This window comes from Martelella endophytica, from assembly GCF_000960975.1.
Taxonomy (GTDB): Bacteria; Pseudomonadota; Alphaproteobacteria; order Rhizobiales; family Rhizobiaceae; genus Martelella; species Martelella endophytica.
Genome location: NZ_CP010803.1, coordinates 1,692,521 through 1,710,470 on the forward strand (window position 1 = coordinate 1,692,521; position 17,950 = coordinate 1,710,470).

At 60.2% G+C, this 17,950-nt stretch carries 15 protein-coding genes; 8 read left to right on the forward strand and 7 right to left on the reverse strand.

Translation table 11 applies throughout. The annotated features are described in order from the left end of the window. Nucleotides 1-11: 11 nt before the first annotated feature. A complete protein-coding gene (locus TM49_RS07685) occupies nucleotides 12-974 on the reverse strand; it encodes a tripartite tricarboxylate transporter substrate binding protein (RefSeq protein WP_045680304.1) in 963 nt (320 codons plus the stop codon). 424 nt (nucleotides 975-1,398) lie between these two features. Here TM49_RS07685 and TM49_RS07690 point away from each other — a divergent pair, with 424 nt between their 5' ends. Further along, nucleotides 1,399-2,193 (forward strand): IclR family transcriptional regulator, encoded by a 795-nt coding sequence (locus TM49_RS07690; RefSeq protein ID WP_045680305.1) that lies wholly within the window; start codon nucleotides 1,399-1,401, stop codon nucleotides 2,191-2,193. 84 nt (nucleotides 2,194-2,277) lie between these two features. Here the strand turns inward: TM49_RS07690 and TM49_RS07695 are convergent, their stop codons facing one another. From TM49_RS07695 to TM49_RS22580, 5 genes are read right to left on the reverse strand one after another with little or no spacing between them, the layout of a single operon-like run. Further along, nucleotides 2,278-3,300, reverse strand: a complete 1,023-nt coding sequence (locus TM49_RS07695; RefSeq protein WP_052699758.1) for a LacI family DNA-binding transcriptional regulator — start codon at nucleotides 3,298-3,300, stop codon at nucleotides 2,278-2,280. A 29-nt stretch (nucleotides 3,301-3,329) separates the two neighbouring features. Further along, nucleotides 3,330-4,217: a dihydrodipicolinate synthase family protein gene (locus TM49_RS07700; protein WP_052699759.1), complete on the reverse strand. Its 888-nt coding sequence runs from the start codon at nucleotides 4,215-4,217 to the stop codon at nucleotides 3,330-3,332. A gap of 2 nt (nucleotides 4,218-4,219) precedes the next feature. Then, nucleotides 4,220-6,718 (reverse strand): alpha-mannosidase, encoded by a 2,499-nt coding sequence (locus TM49_RS07705; protein ID WP_045680307.1) that lies wholly within the window; start codon nucleotides 6,716-6,718, stop codon nucleotides 4,220-4,222. Next, on the reverse strand, nucleotides 6,711-7,289 hold the full coding sequence (locus TM49_RS07710; protein ID WP_045680309.1) for a D-sedoheptulose-7-phosphate isomerase: 579 nt from the start codon (nucleotides 7,287-7,289) through the stop codon (nucleotides 6,711-6,713). The genes TM49_RS07705 and TM49_RS07710 overlap by 8 nt, the downstream gene beginning before the upstream one ends. Further along, complete coding sequence (locus TM49_RS22580) at nucleotides 7,286-8,251, reverse strand: ROK family protein (RefSeq protein WP_052699761.1); 966 nt, start codon at nucleotides 8,249-8,251, stop codon at nucleotides 7,286-7,288. Before TM49_RS22580 ends, TM49_RS07710 begins: the two co-directional genes overlap by 4 nt. Nucleotides 8,252-8,470: 219 nt before the next feature. Here TM49_RS22580 and TM49_RS07720 point away from each other — a divergent pair, with 219 nt between their 5' ends. The 6 genes from TM49_RS07720 (at nucleotide 8,471) to TM49_RS23855 (ending at nucleotide 15,103) form a co-directional block, all read left to right on the forward strand. Then, the gene (locus TM49_RS07720) at nucleotides 8,471-9,820 is read left to right on the forward strand and encodes an extracellular solute-binding protein (RefSeq protein WP_082074661.1); all 1,350 of its coding nucleotides are present in this window, start codon (nucleotides 8,471-8,473) and stop codon (nucleotides 9,818-9,820) included. A 1-nt stretch (nucleotide 9,821) separates the two neighbouring features. Then, nucleotides 9,822-10,730 carry a carbohydrate ABC transporter permease gene (locus TM49_RS07725; protein WP_045680313.1) on the forward strand — a complete coding sequence of 303 codons (909 nt, stop codon included), beginning with the start codon at nucleotides 9,822-9,824 and terminating at the stop codon, nucleotides 10,728-10,730. Next, a complete protein-coding gene (locus TM49_RS07730; protein ID WP_045680315.1) occupies nucleotides 10,723-11,562 on the forward strand; it encodes a carbohydrate ABC transporter permease in 840 nt (279 codons plus the stop codon). Before TM49_RS07725 ends, TM49_RS07730 begins: the two co-directional genes overlap by 8 nt. 10 nt (nucleotides 11,563-11,572) lie before the next feature. After that, entirely contained in the window at nucleotides 11,573-13,000 is a 1,428-nt protein-coding gene (locus TM49_RS07735) for a sulfatase family protein (RefSeq protein ID WP_144409504.1), read from the forward strand. Between the two features lie 29 nt (nucleotides 13,001-13,029). Then, complete coding sequence (locus TM49_RS07740; protein WP_045680318.1) at nucleotides 13,030-14,163, forward strand: ABC transporter ATP-binding protein; 1,134 nt, start codon at nucleotides 13,030-13,032, stop codon at nucleotides 14,161-14,163. Between the two features lie 433 nt (nucleotides 14,164-14,596). Further along, on the forward strand, nucleotides 14,597-15,103 hold the full coding sequence (locus tag TM49_RS23855) for a hypothetical protein (RefSeq protein ID WP_244464815.1): 507 nt from the start codon (nucleotides 14,597-14,599) through the stop codon (nucleotides 15,101-15,103). An 808-nt stretch (nucleotides 15,104-15,911) separates the two neighbouring features. On the opposite strand, the gene TM49_RS07755 is transcribed toward TM49_RS23855, so the two are convergent. Further along, nucleotides 15,912-16,697, reverse strand: a complete 786-nt coding sequence (locus TM49_RS07755) for a class I SAM-dependent methyltransferase (RefSeq protein ID WP_045680324.1) — start codon at nucleotides 16,695-16,697, stop codon at nucleotides 15,912-15,914. A 113-nt stretch (nucleotides 16,698-16,810) separates the two neighbouring features. Here TM49_RS07755 and TM49_RS07760 point away from each other — a divergent pair, with 113 nt between their 5' ends. Next, entirely contained in the window at nucleotides 16,811-17,947 is a 1,137-nt protein-coding gene (locus tag TM49_RS07760; RefSeq protein ID WP_045680326.1) for an ABC transporter substrate-binding protein, read from the forward strand. Nucleotides 17,948-17,950 lie beyond the last annotated feature (3 nt).

Genomic DNA, 17,950 nt, shown 5'->3' on the forward strand with positions numbered 1-17,950 from the left:
GGTTCGGTCCGTCAGTCCTTGACGAGACCGGCGGCGTTCATGGCCTTGCCGAAGGCCTCGTCACGCTGGGCGAGGTAGTCGACGAAGGCGTCGCCGCCTTCCCACACGACCCCGTAGGAGCGCTTGGCCATCAGGTCGGCGAATGCGGGGCTGCTGACGACATCGGCCATGACCTCAATCAGCGTCGCGCTGACGTTGTCGGGGAGGTCGCTTGGCCCGCCGAGGCCACGCCAGCCATTGATCGGAAAGTCGATACCGGTGCTTTCCTTGATGGTCGGCAGGTCCGGATGTGCCGGATCGCGCTCGGTGCCGAGGATCGACAGCGCCTTGAGTTCGCCGGCATCGATCAATCCCTGAGCCTCGGGAAGCTGGACGACGCCGACATCGATCGCTCCGGATGCCAGCAATTGCAGGGCAGGAGCGGCGCCTTCGGTCGGCACCCAGAATGCCCTGTTGCCGTCAAGCTCGTTCACCAGCGTGACATAGGCCAGGTGATTGACGCCGCCCTGATTGGCGCCGCCGGCCCGGATCGCCGCGGCATTTTCCTCGATCGCGGCGGTAAGCGCGTCCATGCTGTCGAACGGGCCGTCCGTTCTGACGACCACGGCGGACGGGTCGGCATTATAAAGGCCGAGCGGCGTGAAATCCTTGTAGGTCAGCTCGGATGTGCCGAGCCAATGGAACATCGACAGTTCCGTGGTGATGATGCCTAGCGTGTAACCATCGGGATCGGCGTCGGCGATTGCCTTGTGGCCGATGACGCTGCCGCCGCCGGTGCGGTTGACGACATTGATCGGCTGACCCAGCTCTTCTTCCATCAGCGTTGCCAGGATTCGTCCGGTGGCATCCGTTCCGCCGCCTGCGCCCCAGGGCACGATCAGCGTGATCGGCCGCTCCGGGTATTCGGCGCACGCTGCCGAAAAACCACCGACGACGATCACGGTCGTCGCCAGAAGCGTCTTCAGAATATTCATTGAATTCTCCTCCCAATCTTCCTTTTGGGTTCCGAAAAGAGCCGACAAGGCCCTGCGGTCCAGAATCCCCCTTTGTTTGACGCGGGCAGGAAAGCCGATGCCCTTTGTGTTCAGAAACGGCGCCGCCGCATCGCAATGGCGTTGAACGTCAAATCAAACCTCCCGGTAGCAATACCGCATAATGGAACGCTGTACCGCGAAATAATGCTCTCACCAGAGACCGAGTGTGTCAACCTAAATCCCAAAAAAAAGAATAGCGTTCCGAATAGTGGGATTTACGGCACGGTGAAGATCGGTTATGGTGTCTCTTGATCAATTCGTTTCAGAAACTATCTTGAGACTGAAACGATTTAGATGTTCCGTATAGCAGGATTGAATTCCTTATTATGGCAAGCGGGTTCACGGAACGCTTTTGGGGGTAATAATGAAAGACGATCAGACCGCACGGGGGAAAAGCAGAGGCGACGAGGGGTTGAAGTCGCTGTCGAAGGTGGTGCGCATCCTGGAGTGCTTTTCGGTCAACGACCGTGCATTATCGCTTGCGACGATATGCCAGCGGACTGGGTTTCCCAAGAGCACGACGCACAGGCTGGTGGCTTCCATGCGGGAGGTCGGGTTTCTGGATCAGGACAGGGAGCGCGATAGCTATCGCCTGGGGCTCCGGCTGTTCGAGTTCGGCGATATTGTGCTCGCCAATCTCGATGTGCGCCGGGAAGCCCGGCCGATGATGGAATCTCTTCAGCACATGACCGGCCAGACCGTTCATCTGGCTGTTTTCGACGGGATGCAGGCCGTTGTCATCCATCGTGTGGGTACCGGAAACGAAAGCCATACCAAAGCGGGCATGATCGAGAACGCGCCGGTGCATTGCACGAGCATCGGCAAGGCGATCCTCGCTTTTCAGACGGAAGACGCCGTCGAGCGTGTGATTGCGGCGGGCCTGTCGCGCTACACCGACCAGACCATGACCGATCCCGATGATCTGCGAAGGGCTCTGGCCGAAATTCGCGAGAAGGGCTATGCCGTGGACAATGAGGAGCATCAGCCAGGACTGCGATGTCTCGGCGCTCCGATCCACGATCAGAACGGCCGCGTATTCGCCGGCATCAGCGTCAACGGCCCGGCCTGGCAGATTCCCGAAAACGAAATCCCGGATCTGGCCAAGATCGTTGTCTATCAGGCGCGCGTGATCTCCCAGCGCCTTGGCTGGCACGACTGAGCGGCCGGCCGGAGCTTCGGCGTCTGCGGAATTCCGACATCTCCGCTCACGGTCTTTGCCGTGTCAGAGCCTGGGGCTCGATCATCACCCGTTATGCAGAGCGAGCACGCTGGAGCGCGCTATCAGGCTCGGTTGAACAAAGGTGCGAACGGGCCAAGGGCCTTTACGACCCGCGCCGATCTGTCGGATGAGCAATTCCGCAGCATGGCGGCCCATCTCTTCGACATGCTGGCTGACGGCGCTGATGGTCGGGGCCACCATCGTCATCCAGAGCGCATCGTCATAGGCCACCACCGAGACATCTTCTGGAACGCGCACACCGTGCTTGCCAAGCGCCACGTAAAGGCGTTGCGAGACGACGCTGTTGGCCGAGAAGATCGCGGTGATCGACCTTGATTTCAGCGCGCCAACAAAACGGTCAAGACCGGAGGCGATTTCCGCGTCGGAGGATCCGAGCTTGAAAATGAGGTCTTCCGGCACGGCAAGTCCGCGCTCCGTGAAGGCTTCGCGCCAGCCCTCGATGCGCGCCCGTCCTGTCGTCCACTGGTCGTGATCGATGAGGAGGGCGATCCGTTCATGACCGAAGCCGATCAGATGTTCGGTCGCCATCTTGCCGCCGGCTCGGTTGTCGCCTGCGACAAGGGCGTTGTCGTCGCTGACGGAGCGGTCGACCTGCAGGACCGGTCGGCCGAAATCGCGCACGCTTGCCACCGCTTCTGCGGAGACCGGCGTGATCGCGATTGCCGAAACACCCATGGCGATCAGCGACTTCACTGCCGCCCTTTGCTCCTTCGGATCGGCGCGGTCTATGATCAGGATGACCTCGTATCCTTCCGCCCGCGCGACCTCCTGAAAACCGGTGGCAAGCTCGGCATAGAAGGGGTCCAGAATGCTTGAGACCACGAGGCCGATCTGTGTGCTGGAGCCCTGCCTGAGATTGCGGGCATTGAGGTCGGGCACATAGCCGATCTTCTGCGCCGCTGCGACGACGCGCGCCTTGACGTCTGCCGCGACATAGCCCTTGCCGCTGAGTGCGCGCGAGACGGTCGATGTCGAAAGACCGACCGCCTCCGCAATATCGCCGATCGTGACGCGCTTATCTGCCATGGAGTACGTGCCTCATCAAAAATGCTCTTTTAGCGCGTTTTCTGGTATCTGTTGAAGTATTCATCAAGAGCGAAAAGACCGGTGCAGTCGCTGCGCGTCGTCAGCCGCCCCAAAACGCGTGAGAAACTGGTCAGGCCGACCCCATAATTTTCGCTGAGCAGTGCCTTGGCAGATCCGGGATAGCTCTGCTCCAGCGCCATATCCCCGGCGGTCAGCAGCAGTGAGAGCGCATCAGTCTCCTCGGTCGCCGCCCGCTCAAGCATGTCCGGAAAGACATTGGCCATGAGACCGCAGAATCCGTCCGCACCGGCCTTGAACGAGGCCCGAAATGTTGCCACTTCGGCGTTCATAAGCTTCAGCCGGCTGCCGCCGACAATGTCGATCCGGCGCTTGATTCGCGCAAGATCGCAGCATGTATCCTTCAAAAAGGTGAAGCGTCCGCTCTCAGCCGCACAGGCAAGAGCCTTGTCCGAGATCAGGCGCTTATAGGGGCGGGGCGCCTCGTAGAGACCTAGATCGCCGCTGCTATCGGCGATGATCGTCTCAAGACATTGGAGAAAACGCTCGTCGCTTTCACCCTCTTCGACGAGGTGTCCGGTCAAAAGCACGGCGCAATCGACGCCGCCGATTGCCCTTACGCGCGCAATTGCCTCAGGCCAGGCTTCGTTTTCCTTGCAGAACACCGAAGCGGCAATGGGAACGCGCCCCGCCACGGCGCGGACTGAAGCAGCGACGATCTCGGCGCGCTCAACATCATTCATCGAAAGCGGTTCGGCAGAAAGTCCTGTGACCAGCAGGCCGGCAACGCCGCGCGCGAGATAGAAGTCGACAAGACCCTGGATGGCCCCATAGTCGATCTCCCCGTTTTCCAGAAACGGCGTGAGGAGGGGCGGCCAGATTTCGGGTTGGCGGGCCATGGTCAGATCCCTTCGGACAGGAGGTGAAATTGGCGGTCGGGCTCGAACTCGAGAAGATCGAGGGTGACGATCTTGCCGGAAGGCGTGACGGCGAGCGTACGGATTTCGAAAGGTTCGAGGTCGAGCGAAAGCAGATGGCCGCCGGCAAAGTCAAGCCCAAGCCGGGCCGCAATCGGGCCGGACGTGTCATTGACGAAACGCATAACGGTTGCCGCAGGATCGTCTTCCCAGGGTTTGAGCGCCGTCAGCCGCAGTCCGGACGTTTCCTCAAGGCCGGAAATCAGCCCGCGCGCGGCGGGCACGTCGCCGGGATGGAAGCTTTCCATCATCACCCGGGGCGGCATGACCATCATTTCGGCAAGCCGGCTTGCCTCTCCCATATCGTCGCCCGTCTGGGGCAAAAGCCGCACGATGAAGCGCTGCAGGCCTTGATCCTGATAGTGATAATGCTCGTTGTCGCGCAGCTCGCGCGGATCATGCCAGGCAAAGACAGGGCTTCTCGCGGCGGTGATGCCGATATCGCCATCGACGCAGTCATAGGCGTATTTGGCGTTGTTGATCACGCTGATCCGCTTGCCATCCGAACTGGCGACGCTGACCCAGCGCTGGCCGGGATATTCGAGACCGTCCGCAGGCCGCTCCACATAGCCATATTGCATCTGGTAGCGCGCCTCACTGGACGAAACCGCCGTCGGATAGCGCAGTTTCAGAAGGTGAAGCTCTTCCTGCCAGTCGATTTCGGTCCGGATTTCAAGCGAGCGGGCATTGCTGTCGAGCACGAAGAGTTCGCTCAGGCGCGAGCGTCCGAGGCGGGCATTGACGCGGATGGCGGCGCGAACCGGGCCGGCATCCTCGATGTGGATGCTCTCGACTTCGAACTGGCGGCCCTGGCCCACATAGGTCTCGACCCGGTGGCCCCAGGTGTCGGAACCATCGGGCGATACGACGGTATGGACAGCGCCTTTGGCAGGGGCGAGATCCTGCCCGTCGGCAAGAGTGACGAATTCGTCAAGCCAGCCGGTCTGCGGGTTGATCGTCACCCGCAGATGCGCGTTCTCGATGGTGGTGCCGTGAGCGCGTGCCTGGACCTGCGGTGTGGTTTGCGGCGTATCGGTCCTACGCACGCGATAGAGCCTGTGGCCGAAGGCCGGCACCTTGGCGGGAAAGGCAATGCGGGCGCGATAGCGGTCGCGGAAGATGTCTTCCTCGCGGATCGTCGCATCGGCCCTGATCTTCTGCCAGGGCGTCTCCTCGCCATCCTCGGCGCTGACGATCCAGTTTCCCGGCAGGAAGGAGAGCTCCAGCTCGGCCGTGATCTCGGTTTCGAACGGATGCGGGTTGAAGACGATGACCGGCTGTGTTTCCTCGTCTGCCGGTATGGCGATGTCGCGGGCGGCGATCTGCAGGGCGCGGTTGGTGACCCTGTCTGCCGTCGCGATCACGCCGCCAAGGGCATGGACCGCGTCTTCGCAGGCGGGAAGGATCGAGCTTCCTGGCAGGATGTCGTGGAACTGGTTGAAGAGCAGCGTCTTCCATGCCTCGTCGAGCTTTTCGTTGGGATAGGAGAGCCCCTGTGTGGCTGCGGAAAGCGTGGCATAGCGCTCCGCCTCCAGAAGTGCGGCTTCTGCCTTCAGATTCATCTGCTTGATCTTCGCAAAGGCCGCGTAGCACCCGGCGGCGTGGCGCTGAAGCTCGCCCTCGTGAACCGGCATGGGCTTGCCGTTCTTCCGGCGCGCCTCGAAATAGCGGTCGGGGCCGGACATGACCAGTCTTCCGAACCGGCCGTCCGCATCAAGCGCCTCGATGCTCTTCAGGTTTCGCCGGGTCGGGCCGCCGCCATGATTGCCGACGCCATAGAAGACCATGGCCTCGTCCTCAAGTGCCGCGCCGATCTTGCTGATGGCTGCCTCCATGTGGCGATCGACGTCTTCCGCGGTCGTGCAGTATTCATGCGGGATGCGGTAGGCATCAACGGAGGCGCCGCCAAGGCCCTGCCATTCAAACAGCGTATGCGGCATGTCGATTTCGTGCGGGCCGGGGCGCAGGAAGCAGTAGGAGGCGATGCGGTGGCCGGCAAGCACCTGCGGCAGGGCCGCGGAGTGGCCGAAGGGGTCGGCATTGAGGCCGACATTGGCGATGCCGCCGAAATGCTCCAGCAGATAGCGTTGGCCGATCAGGCCCTGGCGCACGAAGGATTCGAGGTTCGGCAGATTGCAGTCCGGCTCGACCCACCAGCCGCCGACCATGGCGATGCGCCCGGACATGACGAGGTCGCGAAGCCGGGAGAACAGCTTTGGGTCGCTCTCGCGGATCCAGTCGACGACGGCGACCTGTTCGAAGGTGAAGACGTAATCCTCGAACTCCTCCAGAAGGGCGACGGCTGCGGCAAGCGTCGCGCGGGCCTCCTGATAGCCTTCCGTCCAGCGCCACAGCCAGACGGGATCGAGATGGGCATGGCCGACCATGTGAATGGTGGCAAAACGCGATTTCTGCTCATACATTTTCGCTCTCCGCGACGAGTGTTTCCAGACGGGCGCAGATCAGGTGCATGGCAAGCTGGTGCATTTCCTGAATGCGGGCGGTCATCGTGTGGGGTGAAATGAAGGCGAGGCTGCAATCCTTCGCGATTTCGGCACCGTTCTGGCCGGTGAAGAGAACGGTTTTGGCGCCTTTTGCCCAGGCGGCGGCGATCCCCGAGCGGATATTTTCCGACCGTCCGCTCGTGGAAAAGGCAATGACGATATCCTGCGGCCCGGCAAGAGCCGTGACCTGGCGGGCGAAAACGGCATCGAAAGAGAAGTCGTTGCCGATGCAGGTGAGCGCCGAGACATCGGCGGAGAGGCATGTGGCGGGCAGGGGGCGGCGGTTGGACTTGTAGCGCCCAATCAGTTCGCCGCTGAAATGCAGCGCTTCTGCGGCCGAACCGCCATTGCCGAACAGATAGACGCAACCGCCCGCACAGACGTTCTGCCAGATCGCGTCAGCGATGGCGATGATATCGGGAAGGCGAGCCCGCATTTCCGCGTTCATGGCAAAATGGGCCGCCATCTCTTCTTCCAGGCTTGCCGTCATTCTCTGATCCTCACCTTGACGCCCGTGGCGCTGCCGATTTCGTTCCATGCGACGGCGGCCGCAGAGGCGACGCCCGAATTGCGGCCGAAGCCCGTCTTGCGCACCGTCAGGCGTTGACCGACGCCGGCGGCCATGCTGCTGCCGACGAGCGCCATCGCGGGCGCGAAGAGCTCCCCATCGGCCTCGGTCACGCCGCCGCCGATCACCAGCAGGGCGGGATCGAACAGATCGGCGGCCGCGCGCACCGCACGGGCAAGCATGCTCATCGAACTCTCCCAGAAGGCACGGGCCTCCCCGTCGCCGGCAAGCGCCGCTTCGGCGACGTCGCGCGCGGAAAAGGACCGCGGCGTCGCCATGCACGTGGTCTTGGCCTCGGTGTAGCGCTTGCCGATCGATGTTCCCGAGACATAGGCTTCAAAACATCCCGTCAGGCCGCAGTTACAGGCGCGGCCATCGTAAATCAGCGGGATGTGGCCGAGCTCCGACCCGTTGCCGGTATGGCCGGTATAAAGAAAGCCATCGGTGATGACGCCGCAGCCAATCCCCGAAGAGACGGTGATATAGGTCACGTCCCTCACCGCGTCGGGATTGTCCCAGAGCGCCGTGGCGATTGCGCCCGCAGCCGCGTCATTCTGCAGATAGGCCTTCGCGCCGAAGCTGGTTTCCATCTGCCTTGTCAGCGGTATGCGATCCCAGTCCGGCAGGTTGGGCGGAGACAGGACCAGGCCTTTTTCGAGGTCGAGCGGTCCGCCGCAGGCAATGCCCGTTCCCTTTATGGTGAGCCCGTTCTTTCTGGCGTGGGCCTCTGCTGTCCGGCCGAGCCGCTCGATCAGCGCCAGGCTCGGCTCCGCCCTGACGGGCGAGCGCTCGCGAGACTGAAAGGCGATTGCGCCATCGGCATGCACGAGGCCGACGGCGATCTTGGTGGCCCCGATATCCACCGCCAGGACGACGGGCGTCATAGTGTCTCTTTGTTCTGCCATATCACTTATCTGGTAACGATTGCATGTCTGTATCATTGGCATGCGCCTTAAATTTAGTCAATACATCAAAGAGAAGTCCCGAAAAAGGCTATTTTTAGGGGCAGAATTCGCGTATTGAGCGTGAAATTTGGTGCGAGGCTTTGTTGACCAGCGAAAAATATGTGATATCGTTTGCAGGTCTTTTAGGGAGGAAACAACATGAATTTGCGTGCTCAATTGAAGCTGTCAACGCTGCTGGCCGCTGGCTTTGCCTGTGGTCTACCTGCCCTGGCGCAGGCGGAGGAATTGTCCGTTGTCTATCGCGAATCGCCCTATGTGTCGGCGGTGATGGAGGCGGCCAAGGCCGAATTCGAGGCCGAACACCCCGGCGACACGATCGAGCTCAACGCGATCAGTTCGTCGGCGCGCGACTACTACACCAAGGTTTCGCTGATGAACCAGTCGGCATCGACGGCGCCTGACATCATCTATGAGGATGGTTTCCAGATCACCGCGGATGCCGCCGCGGGCTATCTCGAGCCGCTGGACGAGCGGCTTTCCGGCTGGGACGAGTGGGGTCAGTTCTCCCAGATCGCGGTCCAGAACGGCAAGTCTTTCGTCGATGGCAAGGTTTACGGCATTCCGCTCGGCACCGACACCCAAGCCATCTGGTACAACAAGGACCTTCTCGAAAAGGCCGGAGTGGGGGCTGACTGGCAGCCGAAGACCTGGCAGGACATTCTCGATGCCGCGGCCAAGGTGAAGGAAAACCTCCCCGGCGTCGATCCGATCAATATCTATGTGACGAAGGCCGGCAACGAGGCGAGCACGATGCGCGGTCTCATGAACCTGATCTCCGGCACGCCGGGTGGGCTCTCGGCAACGCTTTTCGATCCGGAAACGCAGAAATGGATCGTTGGATCCAAAGGCTTCCGCGATGCGCTGGCCTTCCTGAAAACCGCCTATGACAACGGCTATCTCGTGTCTGATACCGATCTTCAGGATTCGAGCTTCCAGAACGTTCTGGTCGAACAGCGCGTGCCCGAGGGCAAGGTTGCCATGTTCATTGACGGCAACTGGATCTGGGCGCGCTGGATCGAGGGCGGCACCGCGCCCTGGGCGGCGTGGAACGAGACGCTCGGCATGGCCAAAATCCCGACGCAGAATGGCCAGGGCAACGGCTTCACCTCCATGTCCGGCGGCTGGACCATCGCCATGAGCCCGAATACCGAGGACAAGGATCTCGCCTTCGATTTCATGACCACGGTCGCCAATTTCGAAAACAGCCTGACCTATGCCATTCGCGCCGGATCAATCGGCGTGCGCAAGGACGTCATCGCGGACGAGACCTATCTCGAGACTAATCCGACCGCCGGCTTCTTCTCCTCTCTGGTTGAGGTGACCAATTTCCGGCCGGCGCTGGAAATCTATCCGCAGGTTTCCTCGCTCATCCAGGAGACGATGGAGGCCGTAACGGTCGGCGGAGACAGCGTCGAAGACGCCGCCGGCCGCTTCGACCGCCAGCTCACCCGCCTTGCTGGCTCGTCGAACGTCGAAAAAGCGAACTGACATGGCGCAAGGGGCAAGCGGAACGGGCCAAGGGCCGGCAGCAGTGCTGATGCGCATTGTGCCGCTTGCCCCGGCCACCCTGATGATCGTCGCCTTCTTTCTGGTGCCGATCATCTGGGCCATCTACACATCCATGACCAATCTCGGATTGTCGGGCTATGCAGCCCGCAATCCAAGCTTTATCGGTTTTGAGAACTACTACTACCTGTTCACCGATCCGCGCACCTGGGCGGCGCTCGGGCGGACGGCAGTTTTCGTCGGCCTCTCCGTTGCCGGGCAGAACATTGTCGGCTTCTGCATTGCCTATGTGCGGCAGATGGCGACGCCCGCCATTCAGAGCCTGGCCTCGGTCATCGTCATCACCGCCTGGGTTGTGCCGGAAGTTGTCGCGGGCTTCCTGTGGTACACATTCCTGCGCGGCGACGAATCCGGCATGAACCAGATTTTCGATATTTTCGGCTTTGCCCACCAGCAATGGCTTCTGACGGCGCCGCTCGCCGCCGTGATCGTCATCAACATCTGGCGCGGCTGTGCTTTCTCCATGCTTGTCTACTCCGCGGCGCTTCAGGATGTCTCGAGCGAAGTGCTTGAAGCCGCCGAGATCGACGGGGCAGGGCGCATGCAATCGATCTTCGGTGTCATCCTGCCGATCATCCGTCCGGTGATCGCCATCAATGTGGTTTTGACCACGCTCAACACGCTCGGCGTGTTCGGTATCATCTGGATCACCACGGCGGGCGGGCCCGGCACGCGCTCGGAAACGCTGCCGCTCCTGATGTACAATCAGGCCTATGATTTCGGCCTTATCGGCTACGGCTCGTCAATCGCCGTCCTGCTGCTTGGCTTCGGCGTCATCGCCTCCCTCATCTATGTCCGTCTGTTCAAAGTGGGAGAAGCGCGCAATGGCTAATCTTGCCAAGGCCAAGACCCGCGACCGGCTGGCCGCCGATATCGCGCTCACCTTCGTTGCCATCGCCTTCGTCGTACCGATGGTGTGGATGGTGCTGGCGGCCTTCGATGCCAAGGCGACGCTTGCCATCCAACTGCCGGCCCGCTGGAGCCTGACGAATTTCGGCGCGATCCTGACGGAGGATGTCGCGATCCGCCCCTTCATGAACAGCGTCATCATTTCGGCCGGGACGTCGTGCCTGGTGGTCATCCTCGCGCTCTTCGCCGGCTATCCGTTGTCGCGCTACAGGCTGCGCTACGGAAAGCAGTATATCTACACCATCGTCTTTGCCAGCGCGCTGCCGATCACCGCCATCATGGTGCCGATCTATGTGATGTTCGTCCATATCGGCCTCGTCGATACGCTTGCGGGCGTCATCGTCTTCCGCACGGCCGCAGAGCTTCCCTTTGCGGTCTGGCTGATGAAGGGCTTCATGGATGCCATTCCGACCGATCTGGAAGAGGCGGCGTGGACGGAAGGGGCATCCCGCATGGAAGGCGTCGCCTATATCGTCGTGCCGCTCCTGGCGCCGGGGATCGCGACCATCTTCATCCTCTCCTTCATCGAGAACTGGGGCAATTTCTTCGTACCCTTCATCCTGCTGCAAAGCCGCGACAATTATCCGATGGCCGTCTCGCTCTACAGCTTCTTCGGAGAATATGGCGAGGCCATGTATGGCCAACTTGCCGCCTTTGCGCTGCTGTACACGGCGCCCACGCTGCTCGTCTATTTCCTGATCCAGAAGCCGCTGCAGAAGGGTGGTCTTCGGCTTGGCGGCGCGGTCAAGGCCTGAGGAAGAGATCATGAAAAAGAAGCCTAATATTCTGTTCCTGTTTTCCGACCAGCACAGCGTGCGTGCGATGGGTGATTGTGCGGACACGCCGGTGGAAACACCGTCGCTCGACCGCCTGGCCGCGGGCGGCATGCGTTTCGACAATGCCTATTGCCAGAACCCGCTTTGCGTGCCCAGCCGGGCGAGCCTTCTGACCGGAAAATACTGCCGCACGACCGGCATTTACGACAATCGCCACATCCTCCCCGCCAACGGCCCAACGCTGGCGCGCGCGCTCGGCAGCGCCGGATACCGCACCGCGCTTGTGGGCAAGACGCATTTCAACGGCGAGCAGTTCCAGGGCTTTCAGGAACGCCCCTATGGTGATCTCTACGGCCAGGCGCACCAGCCGGATCCCGCCCGCCACGCCAACGAATCCGGTCTTGGCGATATCCTGGGCGATGCCGGCCCTTCAGGCATTCCTCTTGCCATGACGCAAACGGAGATCTGCGTCAGCGAGGCGGCCAAATGGCTGCAGGGCCATGCGGGACGACCGGTAGATTCGCCGTTCTTTCTGGCCGTCCATTTCGACAAACCGCATTTTCCGATCAACCCGCCGCGTCGCTTCTTCGAGCGCTTCGCGGGCAGGGTGGAACTGCCAGACTATGATCCCGACTGGCTTTCCCATGCGCCCGCCTTTGTGCGGAAAGCGGCGGCGGCGAGCGGCACGGCGCATCACCGAGGCGATGATGCGGTGAATGCCCGGGCACTGGCTGCCTATTACGGCTGCGTCGAATGGGTCGACGATGCCGTCGGCCGGCTTCTGGATGTGATCGACTATCTCGGTCTCTTCGAGGATACGATCGTCATCTACGCCTCCGATCACGGTGAGATGGCGGCGCGGCGGGGGCTCTGGCAGAAGACCGTCTTCTATGAGGATTCCGCCCGTGTTCCGCTGATCATCCGCTGGCCCGGTGTAGCAGAGGCGGGTAGCCGGACGAATGCGCTTGCCGGACTGATCGACCTTTACCCGACCCTTTGCGCCGCGGCGGGGATTTCTCCGCCAGAGGGTTTAGAAGGCTTGGACCTCGCGCCGGTTCTTGCCGGGGGCGGGCCGCCGGACCGAAACCTTTTCTGCGAGAGCGCCGTGCTGAAGCAGCCGGACCACGCTGGCTGCATGCTGCGCCGGGGTGACTGGAAATACTGCCTCTACCTGGACGGCGCCGAGGAACTCTACAACCTCGCCGATGATCCTGACGAGTGGAACGATCTCTCCCGGGCGCCGGGAGAGGCGGCGCTGAAGGCGGAACTGCGGGCGGCGACCGAGGCCTTCTTCAGGTCGGAGGAGTTTGCCGTGCGCTATGCCGCCACCCCGCGCATGCCCTTCGAGAAGCATTTCTACCCTTATTCGAACCAGTTCATCACCGGCAATGGCGTCGTCTTCGACGCGCGGCCCTGACAGACGCGAAACAGCCGTGGAGGAAATCAATGGCCGGCTTTACCCTGAAAAATCTGAGCAAGTCCTACGGTGCGCTGGAAGTCATCAAGGGCATTGACCTTGAGGTGCGCGACGGCGAGTTCATCGTTTTTGTCGGCCCTTCCGGCTGCGGTAAATCCACGCTGCTGCGCATGATTGCCGGGCTGGAGGAGGTCAGCGGCGGCGATCTGTTGATCGGGGAAAAGCGCTGCAATGATATTCCGGCCAAGGCGCGCGGCATTGCCATGGTGTTTCAGTCCTATGCGCTCTATCCGCACAAAACCGTCTACGAAAACATGTCGTTCGGCCTCAAGCTCGCCAAGCGCCCGAAGGACGAGATCGACCGCAAGGTGCGCGCGGCGGCCGGCATTCTGCACATCGAGCATCTGCTGGAGCGGCGTCCCAGTCAGCTTTCGGGCGGTCAGCGCCAGCGCGTCGCCATTGGCCGGGCGATCGTCCGGGACCCGCAGGTGTTTCTCTTCGACGAACCGTTGTCGAACCTTGACGCGGCGCTGCGCGTCCATATGCGGCTCGAACTCGCGAAACTGCATGGCGACCTCGGCACCACCATGGCCTATGTCACCCACGACCAGATCGAGGCGATGACCCTTGCCGACCGGATCGTGGTGCTTGACCATGGCGATGTGCAGCAGGTGGGCACCCCGCTGGAGCTCTATCACTTGCCGCAAAACCTGTTCGTTGCGGGCTTCATAGGTTCGCCGAAGATGAACTTTCTCGAAGGGGCCATCGACGCCGTGGAAGCCGACGCGATTATTGTGGAGGTTCCCGGGTTTGCTCGGGTTTCGGTGCCGGTTCGCCCTGCTTCTGATACGCGCAGCGGCGACACGGTGACGATCGGCATTCGCCCGGAACATATCGACCCCGCTGGCGATGCTGGTGGTTTTGCCTGCGCCATCGAGGTTGCCGAGAACATTGGCGATCATGCCATGCTACAGTTGCAGGGGGCAGGTGGCCAGTCGCTTATGGTGAAAGCAAGCGGTGATACGTTCTGGAGCCGCGGGGGCGCATACCCTGTTACCTTTCAGCCGGACGCTTTGCATCTCTTTGATGATAGAGGTACGGCGTTTTCCAGGGTCAGACGTCCGAAAGTGCTGGGCGGCGTGGATGGATTTCGGTCAGCTTGAACGCGAAGCCTCTATTGCGTTTGGCTGACGGGAAGTCTCTTTTACAGTGCGGTACGATCTTTTCAAAGCGCAGGAAAAGCGGCCTGACGGCGGTGTGGACCCCGCATGGGACCAATGCGTACTGCTGTCGAGTGCTTGTGCGCAGTCATTGGCATGCCGATATGAATCGAACATGTCACGCCGTTCCCAGTCCGCTTCGCTATCTATGTGTTGCAAATTGAGTAACATTATGTGTAGCATAATAAGCTCGCGTTAGAGAAAATAAAGCAAAAACAATAATCGTGTAGGTGCTATCAATCCGGCAGGGGGCACCAACATCTGCGTCAATTTGCGTGCAACAAAGTGTGTAGCAAATGAAGCAACAAGCGGTATGCGAGCGTCCTCTCACGGCAAAAATCCTGACCGTTTTCTGACTTCGCGCAAAGACATAAACATGTATGTCCGGCGCGTTCCGAAGCTTGCCCTTGATCTTGACGCTCGTGCACCAGCAATTCGTATTTCTCTGAGAACGCGCGATCTGGCGATGGCCCGGATCAAGCGGGATGCTTACGAAGAAGCGGGCAACGAGCTGTGGGGCGCTTTTCTAAGAGGAGACGATCGCGGTCGGGCGGGTGCGCGTTATCGCGCCGCGGTGGCACGTGCGCGTGCCCTGGGCTTCACCTATCGTTCGGCGGCTGATCTAGTGGCGAGCGAAACGGGGGACCAAATCATGGCGCGTCTCGATGCTTTATCGATGTCGCCGCCTAAAAGCATGGACGCCACGGCGCTCATGGGGCTTGAGGTCCGGCCGCGTGCTCGGTTTTCGGAGGCGTTCGAGCTCTATCTGGCGTTGCTATCAGCGCTATCAAGGCGTATCAACAACAACAATCCCTTCGATAACCTTATCCTTCCGCGACAAGATAATTTTGCAGCGACCGCCGTTTTCCGCCGAATGGCTTGAAAAGCACATTCTGGCGAAAGGCGCGCTTGCGAATTTAAATGATGAAGCCAGGCGCATTATATACGTGTTGATTGAGACTGGTGCGCGGCCCTAGGAAGTTTGCAACCTTGTCGCAGACCAGATCAAGCTTGATCATGAGGTTCCGCATATTGCTATCGCTCCACGGGTGGAGCGCGATGATCCTCGGGAGATCAAGACGACATCTTCGATCCGCCATGCCTTTGAAGATCGGATGAAAAATGCGGGTCTGGATACAGAATTGCGAATGATGATCATGGGACATTCGATAGACAGACCCAAGTACGGGTCAGGTGGATCTCTCGATTGGAAACGCCAAGAACTGGAAAAAATTGCGCTCAATTCCGACCGCGCGGACTTATGAACAGGGCAGACTAATTATATAGCCTCTTTGCGGCGCTGAGCCCGTGCGCGAACCGACGCCTTAATAGCGCGATTCTGTTCTCGTTTTTCAAGTTGATCCTCCAGCCACGAATATAAGGGAAGCATGACTTCGCCTTTTTCGCTTCGTGCCATGATCTCTTCGGTAAGGAGGCGTATCCAGCAACCGATATTCCTGCAGAGCAGCCAGACGCTCTTCTTCATTGTCGGGAAGTGGGTACTGGGCGGAATTGTTCTCCTGTTGCAAAAAAAAAACCTTCCTTAAACGCGTCTGTCTGGATGGCAACATCCTTTCTCGATCATAGATGCAGGTTGTGCCATTCAGAACGAGCTTATCTCTAAGCCTGTACTTCCGACAGCCTGTTTTCAACGGCGAGAGCTGAATTCATGCAAAGGCCTAACCCGCGTTCTAGTCGGGTTTTGTAGCGCAAATGGCAAACCGTTCCTGAACCATGCGGTCGAGACCGCGTAGGAAGGGCATACGGCGGGCTTGGGCCCAATGGATGTCGGAAAGCTTGCGATCGATCACGATATTCTCGAAACCGGCTTGCGCCAGAAGATCGGCGACGGCTTGGGCCGGCATTTCGCCTGAGAAGTAAACCCGTTCGCGGATTTTCTGAAGCCGCATGACCATATCGGGGCTCACGGGGTCAGAAGCCTGTTTGCTTGCTACGCGCGCCCACAATTTTTGCAGGCTCTTGACCCAGGTCTCCTTGCCCATGTTGCCGTCAACAATGAGGACCTTTCCCCCCGGTTTCAGCAGCGAAAACCATTCGCCGAATGCGGCGGGCGGATCCACCAATGTCCAGACCAGATGGCGATTGGTGATCGCGTCATAGCTTTCCGGCGGCTCCAGCGTGTTTTCCGCGTCGCCGGCGATAAAGCGAATATCCGCGCCGCGGGTCTGCGCCTTGGCCCGTGCGCGGGCAAGCATGGCATCGGACCAGTCGAGGCCGGTCACCGAAAAGCCGACATCGTGCAACAGGTGCGAAATGACCGCCGTGCCGCAGGCGAGATCGAGCGCGCTGCGCCCATCTCCCTCTCCGAGATGCTTTTTGATCAGCCTTTGCCAGCCCTGCCGCTCCGCCTCGGAAAAAATCTCGTGGCCGACGCTCTGATCGAATGTTTCGGCGCGATCGGACCAGTAGTCGCGGATTTCGTCGCGAATGGAATAATTGCTGTTCGCAGTCGTCATATGGATCCCAGATCGGTGCTATCTCTTTGGAAAGGCTCTAAAACATAAAACTTGATTCATCAAGTCATGTTTTATATGCGTCGGTTCATTCCACGAAATGAGGGAGTTTCAGAATGAGTCTCGCAAAGACATTTGCCACATCGACGCTTGCTGTCGTGAGCCTGTTGCCGTTGTCTGCATGGGCGCAGCCGTTCACGGTTGAAGATGTTGCAGGCCGGGAAGTCAGCTTCGACGGTCCCGTGGAGCGTGTGATCCTCGGGGAAGGGCGCATGATCTACGGACTGGCACCGATCGAAAGGGAAAATCCCTTTGAGAAAGTGGTTGGCTGGCGCAACGACCTCTACATGAACGACAAGGGCGGTTATAACGCTTATGTCGCCAAATTTCCGGAGGCCGCGGATATCCCGTTCCTCGGAAGGCTTTCGAATGGCACTCTTTCGGTCGAAACGGTGGTCGATCTCGACGCTGACGTTCTGCTTCTGCCGATCGGCGACAAGGAAGCCGCCGACGAAATCAATCTCGAGCAGACCCTCGAAGGCACCGGCACCAAAATCGTCTATATCGATTTCCGAGAGCACATTCTCGAAAACACCGAGCCGAGCCTCGACGCGCTCGGAAGGCTGTTTGGCCATGAAGATCGTGCCGAGGCCGTAGCCAGCTACTGGAACGAGCAAATGGCGCGTGTGACCGACACGCTGGAAGAGGCCCAGCCGGAAGAGCCTGACGTGTTCATGTATCGCGCGGCCGGCCTGGTGGAGTGCTGCGGCACGTTCGGACCGAACAATTTCGGCCTGATGGTGGATTGGGCCGGCGGCCACAATATCGGCTCCGACTTCCTGCCGGGCTATACAGGTACGATCAATGCCGAGCAGGTGCTTGCCTCCAATCCGGATGTGATCGTGATCACCGGTGCCAATTGGTCGAATACCGAAAACGCCAGTGATTTCGTCAATGTCGGCCCGGGCGCTGCCACCGTTTCCGATGAGAGCGGCGAGGCGCTTGCCGCCCTCATGGAGCATCCTGCCTTTACCGGCTCCACTGCCGTGGCGAATGACGACGTTCATGCCATCTGGCACCAGTTCTACACCAGCCCATATCAGTTCGTGGCCGTGCAGCAGCTTGCCAAGTGGTTCCACCCGGACCTGTTCGCAGATCTTGACCCCGATGCCACCTTCGCGGACTTCCATGAGAAGTTCCTGCCGATTGCCTATGAGCCCGGCTATTGGGTTGACATCAAGGCTTCGAAGTAAATC

Bases quoted from the DNA above. Each gene is read 5' to 3' on its own strand.
- TM49_RS07685 (WP_045680304.1), bottom strand. From the start codon at position 974: ATGAATATTCTGAAGACGCTTCTGGCGACGACCGTGATCGTCGTCGGT.
- TM49_RS07690 (WP_045680305.1), top strand. From the start codon at position 1,399: ATGAAAGACGATCAGACCGCACGGGGGAAAAGCAGAGGCGACGAGGGG.
- TM49_RS07695 (WP_052699758.1), bottom strand. From the start codon at position 3,300: ATGGCAGATAAGCGCGTCACGATCGGCGATATTGCGGAGGCGGTCGGT.
- TM49_RS07700 (WP_052699759.1), bottom strand. From the start codon at position 4,217: ATGGCCCGCCAACCCGAAATCTGGCCGCCCCTCCTCACGCCGTTTCTG.
- TM49_RS07705 (WP_045680307.1), bottom strand. From the start codon at position 6,718: ATGTATGAGCAGAAATCGCGTTTTGCCACCATTCACATGGTCGGCCAT.
- TM49_RS07710 (WP_045680309.1), bottom strand. From the start codon at position 7,289: ATGACGGCAAGCCTGGAAGAAGAGATGGCGGCCCATTTTGCCATGAAC.
- TM49_RS22580 (WP_052699761.1), bottom strand. From the start codon at position 8,251: ATGACGCCCGTCGTCCTGGCGGTGGATATCGGGGCCACCAAGATCGCC.
- TM49_RS07720 (WP_082074661.1), top strand. From the start codon at position 8,471: ATGAATTTGCGTGCTCAATTGAAGCTGTCAACGCTGCTGGCCGCTGGC.
- TM49_RS07725 (WP_045680313.1), top strand. From the start codon at position 9,822: ATGGCGCAAGGGGCAAGCGGAACGGGCCAAGGGCCGGCAGCAGTGCTG.
- TM49_RS07730 (WP_045680315.1), top strand. From the start codon at position 10,723: ATGGCTAATCTTGCCAAGGCCAAGACCCGCGACCGGCTGGCCGCCGAT.
- TM49_RS07735 (WP_144409504.1), top strand. From the start codon at position 11,573: ATGAAAAAGAAGCCTAATATTCTGTTCCTGTTTTCCGACCAGCACAGC.
- TM49_RS07740 (WP_045680318.1), top strand. From the start codon at position 13,030: ATGGCCGGCTTTACCCTGAAAAATCTGAGCAAGTCCTACGGTGCGCTG.
- TM49_RS23855 (WP_244464815.1), top strand. From the start codon at position 14,597: ATGTATGTCCGGCGCGTTCCGAAGCTTGCCCTTGATCTTGACGCTCGT.
- TM49_RS07755 (WP_045680324.1), bottom strand. From the start codon at position 16,697: ATGACGACTGCGAACAGCAATTATTCCATTCGCGACGAAATCCGCGAC.
- TM49_RS07760 (WP_045680326.1), top strand. From the start codon at position 16,811: ATGAGTCTCGCAAAGACATTTGCCACATCGACGCTTGCTGTCGTGAGC.